Genomic DNA, 5,972 nt, shown 5'->3' with positions numbered 1-5,972 from the left:
CCAATTTCTCCTCCTCCATAATTTTTTAAAAAACTCTTATAGGAAGAAGTAAATTGTAAATCGAGAATATCCTCAGCCTCTTTAATCTGTACATCATCAGGGGCATCATCTTTAGTCCCCAAATTAATAACATGACTATGCATATCAACATATTGCGCAACATCTAATAAAGTATAACTTTTCATAAATTTTTCTCCATAAGTCACAGTGTGCTTTGGCTAATAATGAGTGTTTCTACTGACCAATATTTCTCTACTATAGCCAATGGAATTTTGATTATATTGACAGCATAAGGGATAATTTTTTGAAGAAGCTCTTTTCTCATCTGTATCTATAAAATCATCTCACATTTACAACATATGATGTAATTAAAGGGAATGATCGTTAAAGCTTAGAGAGCACCTTTTTCTAGCATTACTTCAATATTTACAATAATTACTTTTTCTTTTTTCCTGCTTAGAAACCTTTTTTTGAAATCCAACAAATAACTTTTTTGATAAAGTTTGTCTTTGGTTTCGTATAAGCAACCACACTTTTACCTCGATAAAATGAGTAGAGAATCTCAACGAGATGAGTATCTTGTTCTTGTTTTATAGGATATAACATAACAGGCCTACTATCGACTCCAATAGGTGCTCTTCCTGATTTCATTCTTTCCACATTTGTACCTGCTACTATCTGTCCTTTTTCCTTCCAAGAAGAGACTGCTTCAGGCTCAAACAGTTCATCTCCCTGATAAACTTTTTGACCTTTAAATTCCATAAACTCAGTTGCCGCTATAATTTTTTTCTTTATCCATTTCATGATTCATAATCCCCTTTAATTTTTTCAAAATAATCAATCTATTCTTTGTTCAAAATAAACTTAAATACACTCTCCTTTCAAGAGCAAAGTTATTATTCGCTAGAAAACTCTGAGTAGGCGTCAAAATCCTTTACTACATGTTCAATCAAAGCGTAGCTCACTTGTTTCACCTTTGCTACTTCTTTGGCTAAAACCAATGCGCGTTCAAGATGGGTTTGGTTGATATTCTCATCAAAGCCTAGATGATCTCCTGTCACAAAGCTTTGTTGATAAGACTCTAAGCTTTCAATATCACCCAATAAAGCAAGGGCACCAATATGAAGTAAAGCATAATCCTTATTGCCTGCTTTAGATGTTGCATCCTTTTCCCAAGGCGGAGTGCCATATTGAGAGCGGAGCTCTTCATGAAGATCAATGGCAGTTACTGCCCATTCTAATGCATCATCAAGTGCCTGTTTTAAGCGATCCGCAGTAACTTTTGGTTCAAAGATTTCTAATCCCTTGGCTTCAAAATTAAGCTGTATATCTGGAATATCTTCCGTGTGGGTAGGATCAATGACCTTACAAGCAGCAGCAAGTATGCCGGTACTAATCAAAAAGGCGCTATCAAATTGCGGACAATCTTTGGCAATTTCGTCGTTATAAAGAATATCAACTTCACGATCAGCCAATTGATAGCTTGCTATATGATCATCTCCATCGATTTTCTTCACTGACCAATTCAAGCTCTTCAAAAGTGCCGTTGCACTCTCCATGGTAAGACAATCATCATTATCATCCACTTCATCCATCTCCTCACTCTCAGCAATAGATGCTGTCTTGGAGACAAGAGACGTTGTTTGTGGATCAAGGGATAAAATCGGAGCGTTTTTTGGAAAACCGGTCCGATAACGCCGTGCAAGAGTAAGAACACTATCAATTATGTATTTTGTAATGTCTTTCACAAAACCTAGAGGATTACCTTTTCTAAAACTCTCCTTATAAAATTTGAGCTTCTCTATATCTCCAATCAGAATAAGCGCAATAAGGTGACGTGCTAGAAGGTAAGCTTCGCTATTTGTTGGTAAAGCGGCATAGTCATAGATAATTTGATTGACATTCTGTTGATCTGCCCACTCAAGAATATCCATACAGATCTGTTTCAGTTTGCCTTCATCCAATTCAGCACCAGACAATGTATAAACTTCTTCTGCCTCTTTGAGTGGTATATACTGAGGTAATCGAGAAAACATATCCCGATGAGCGGTAGAAAAACCAAGTGTTGAAAGTGAAGATTTCACTGTAACAATGGAGCTTTTCCCTTCTGTCTCAAGCTTATAAACTATATTAATGATACGATCTTTCTTTATAAAATAAGCATTACGATTGTAATCTTTATCGCGATAAACTGTCCAACCCATCGCTTTTAATTTTTCAGAAACTGTATTAAGAAAAGCCAAAGATTGTACAGCAATACTTGTATCTTCTTCCTCTATCTTCTTCAAAGTTGGAAGATACTCTTCAGCAAATTGAACAGCGTGATTAATATACTTCTCCACCTCACGGTTTTTTAAATGTTCAGATATCGTACCCGCTGCTAGAGAATTTTGATAAGATTTTAGAATATCAATTTGTCCTGTCAATGCTAAACAAGCCAAATGCCAAATTATATCTGTATTGTAGCTATATTTTTGGATAAGAGTTTTGCTTTCTATTGATGCTTGTAAATCTTGGGCACGTGCCCACTGTATCACCCGTTCAGAGATTTTTGCCAACTCTTGTTCATTTAATGTCTCTACACAAATATCAATTCCTTTATCAACACTACTAAAAATTCCTCCCCCAATCGTGTTAAAAGACTGATAAATATCCGTAGGAAATATACCCTCATATTCCCCACTATAGTGAATATATTTGCAAGCTACAGAAATTTCTTCGTTAGAGATCTCTGCTTCAAGATAAACATTGTAATTATTATGAAGACGTATAAAACCAAAATCAAACTGAATAAAACGATCGGGTAAAACCAACCACATTTTCCCAGGTTCTGTAGCAAACCACCCTTGCGTTTTGAGAATGCGGCTTGCTGCTGTAAGACTTATCAAACGTTGTTTAGGCTTTTTACATGCCAGAATATCATCTAACTCCCCGTTTTTATAGGCTTGTGCAAAAAGAAGCAGGCGATCATCCGATGTCATCATCTCATAATCAGCAAATTCTGGTACATACACTTCAGGAGTAGATCCATCATTTTTGAAAACATCCATATCACCAAGAAGAGCACTTGCAACGGCAGAGTGATCAGCTGCTTCCTCGCGTAACTTTTGTTCAATATCCTGTGCTTGCGCCCAAGCAATTACTTTATTTAAAGCAGATATAATATGGCTTTCAGAAAGGTTTGGAGCTTTAATATTGAAATTCTCCTTCGCGTAAAACAGAATATCTTCATATTTACATTGTGATTCTTTACCTCTAGAATACTCCCAAGCAAGACAATAAGCAGCGGTAGTAAGATTAACTGACAACCGCAACTCTTTATCACTTTCTCCATAATTTTTTATATCATAGTTAATACCGATAATACGGTCAGGAAGATGATAATGTGCGAAGGTATCGCCCCCTTCATCACGATAGGGCTCCCACCCCTGTCTTTTTAAAATATCTGTGACATCTTTGGTTCGCATAACACTTCACTTTTTGAATAATGATGTAACATCAGCTAAAGTACATGTTTTCAGGAATTGTCCCTCCTCCATAGTTTTTTCCAAAGACTCTTGTAAAAAGGTAAAGGTTGCGGATAGGGTGTTTTTTCCACCTTTGCAATCGGTTGATCACCATCAAGTATCTCAGCCCCCACGCTTTCTTTAATTCTTTTGCAAAGGAATTCATAAAAATTACTTGCATAATATTCGCAATCTTCAGATGGAAGCATGACATAGAGTGGGCATTCACCATCCCGAAACTGAGTATAATCGAAGAAAAATGTCTCTCCAAAATCGGTTCTACTAACAATAAGTTGCTGTGGCGTTGCAAAACCATTTTTTCTATAATTTAAGTTTTTATAAACAATATCATCACTACGAACAATCTCAAAGTTTGTATCATAAACGCTACATATTTCCTCACCACAAATTTCTCCTCTTCCATAGTTTTTTAAAAAACTTTTATAGGAAGACGTAAACTGCAAACCGAGAGTTTTCTCTGCTTTTTCAATTAGTACATCATCAACTGCTTCATCTGTAGAGCCAAAATCAATACTATCGCTATATTTATCAACTAGTACTGCAATATCAGCTAAGGTATAGGTTTTCATAGATGATCCTCAAAACTTGCGTGATAAACGCTCCATATTTCCTCTATCAATTTCACCTCTTCCATAGTTTTTTCCAAAAACGCTTGTAAAAAGGGATAGGTTGCGGAGTGGGAACCTTTTCAATCTTTTCAATTGGCTGATCACCATCAGGTATTTCTTCTCCCACGCTTTCTTTAATTCTTTTGCAAAGGAATTCATAAAAATTACTGGCGTAATATTCGCAATCTTCAGATGGAAGCATGACATAGAGTGGGCATTCCCCATCCCGAAACTGCGTATAATCAAAATAAAAGGTTTCACCAAAATCAGTACTACTCACGACAAGCTGTTCTGATGTTGCAAAACCATGTTTTCTGTAATAATTTAAGTTTTGGTGAACAATATCATTAACAGAAACACCTATAGGATGCTCATAAAGACTATAGATTTCATCACCACCAATATCTCCCCCTTTATAATGTTTTAAAAAAGCTTTATAGGAAGATGTGAATTGCAAACCGAGAGCTTTCTCCGCCTTTTCAATCACAAGATCATCAACTGCATTATCTTCAGTACGAAAATGGATAATATCATCATCATATTTATTAACTTTATCAATTAATACTGTAACATCAGCTAAAGTATAGGTTTTCATCGATTATTTCTCCAAACTTCTTTTTTCTCTCTTTTCATCAACCGTAGAGCATTACTGCTGATGCTCCTGTCCCCATCTGTCAAAATTGAGACCTATGATACCCCATTTCATATCGATTATTCCTCCTAAATTATTGTTTTTTTGTTCTCTATACCCTTTAGCGCGTTCCTTCCAATATTCCGCTCTCCACTTCTCAAACTTTTTTCTCTCTATAAGCGATTGATGTGTTTTTGGATTAGCATGAATCACCGAACTATATTTATTATGAGATTCCTTGCTTATTTCTGCTATGGGTCCATCAGGGGTTTGCTTTAGGTGATGCAACTCAACAGATTGACCATCAAACCCTATAGGTGCTCTTCCTGCTTCCATCCTTTCAACATTGGTGCCCCACACCGTTTTTCCTTTTTCTTCCCAATCAGAAACTCTGTTAGGATCAAACAAATCGTTTCTCTTATAGGCTTTGTTTGTCTGACCAAATTTGCTATCGGTAAATTTAGTGGGTTTCTCTTTTAACCAATTCTTTTTTTCTTTAGCAGCGAGTTTGGTCAGTTCTTTCTTCGCTGCAAGTTTGGCAGGATCTCCCTGAGCTGCAAGTTCTGCAAGATTTTTCTTGGAAGCAAATTGAGCAAAATCTTTCCTAGCAAGGAACTTGATCAGAGCCTTTTCGCCAAGCTTTACACCTTCCTTGGCTACCCCAGCACCTCCCACCACTAGGGATGCTACTTCTGTCAATAATTTTCCGACTTCAAGTCCAGCTTTAAAGGATCCACCGGCACCGGCTCGCTCATATTCCTCCTCCATTTTATTAATACGGTCTACATAGGATTGCCCAAGGGTAGCCAAAACCTCACCACTCGTGAAAAAATCTTTAAGCGCTTTCAAAGTATCTATCGGATGAAGAGCCAGTTGCGCAAAACCATCAACCGTATCGTATAATTCAGCCGGTACACCAGCAACCACACCTGCCGAAAAGCTTATATTTTGCCCACCACTAATCGCAGACCATTTCGCGAACACTTTTGTTTTACATAAAAGGTCAGAACATTCCTTTAATTCTTTCTCCATCTGAGCTTGTTGAGCACTGCTGAGGTAGTTGTTCTCCGCAGCATTTCCTGCAGCATCAGCTCCGGTATTGACATCACCACCGGCAAGGGCAGCGGCAAGGCCTCCAGCAGCACGTGCGACATCAATGGTGTGTTCTCTAAAATCAGGAAACTCAGCATCAATTCTTGCCGTGAT

At 37.3% G+C, this 5,972-nt stretch carries 6 protein-coding genes; all 6 read right to left on the bottom strand.

The features are described 5' to 3' along the window. Positions 1–185, bottom strand: a 185-nt coding sequence (locus tag NPX99_RS08280; RefSeq protein WP_269031367.1) for an SMI1/KNR4 family protein, incomplete at its 3' end; no start/stop codon positions are given. Positions 186–456: 271 nt separating this feature from the next. Continuing rightward, entirely contained in the window at positions 457–804 is a 348-nt protein-coding gene (locus NPX99_RS08275; protein WP_269031366.1) for an HNH/ENDO VII family nuclease, read from the bottom strand. A 92-nt stretch (positions 805–896) separates the two neighbouring features. Next, positions 897–3,467: a DUF6990 domain-containing protein gene (locus NPX99_RS08270; protein WP_269031365.1), complete on the bottom strand. Its 2,571-nt coding sequence runs from the start codon at positions 3,465–3,467 to the stop codon at positions 897–899. Between the two features lie 50 nt (positions 3,468–3,517). Next, the gene (locus NPX99_RS08265) at positions 3,518–4,096 is read right to left on the bottom strand and encodes an SMI1/KNR4 family protein (RefSeq protein ID WP_269031364.1); all 579 of its coding nucleotides are present in this window, start codon (positions 4,094–4,096) and stop codon (positions 3,518–3,520) included. Between the two features lie 52 nt (positions 4,097–4,148). Beyond that, complete coding sequence (locus tag NPX99_RS08260) at positions 4,149–4,730, bottom strand: SMI1/KNR4 family protein (RefSeq protein ID WP_269031363.1); 582 nt, start codon at positions 4,728–4,730, stop codon at positions 4,149–4,151. 51 nt (positions 4,731–4,781) lie between these two features. Beyond that, the coding region (locus tag NPX99_RS08255) for an HNH/ENDO VII family nuclease (RefSeq protein WP_269031362.1) at positions 4,782–5,972 on the bottom strand (1,191 nt) is incomplete at its 5' end.

Source organism: Bartonella sp. 220B, from assembly GCF_026930205.1.
Classification (GTDB): domain Bacteria; phylum Pseudomonadota; class Alphaproteobacteria; order Rhizobiales; family Rhizobiaceae; genus Bartonella.
This window is presented reverse-complemented; position numbering and strand designations above follow the sequence as displayed.

What these genes read in the sequence shown, in the direction of transcription:
- NPX99_RS08265 (WP_269031364.1), bottom strand. Translation starts at nt 4,096, where the DNA reads ATGAAAACCTATACCTTAGCTGATATTGCAGTACTAGTTGATAAATAT.
- NPX99_RS08275 (WP_269031366.1), bottom strand. Translation starts at nt 804, where the DNA reads ATGAAATGGATAAAGAAAAAAATTATAGCGGCAACTGAGTTTATGGAA.
- NPX99_RS08270 (WP_269031365.1), bottom strand. Translation starts at nt 3,467, where the DNA reads ATGCGAACCAAAGATGTCACAGATATTTTAAAAAGACAGGGGTGGGAG.
- NPX99_RS08260 (WP_269031363.1), bottom strand. Translation starts at nt 4,730, where the DNA reads ATGAAAACCTATACTTTAGCTGATGTTACAGTATTAATTGATAAAGTT.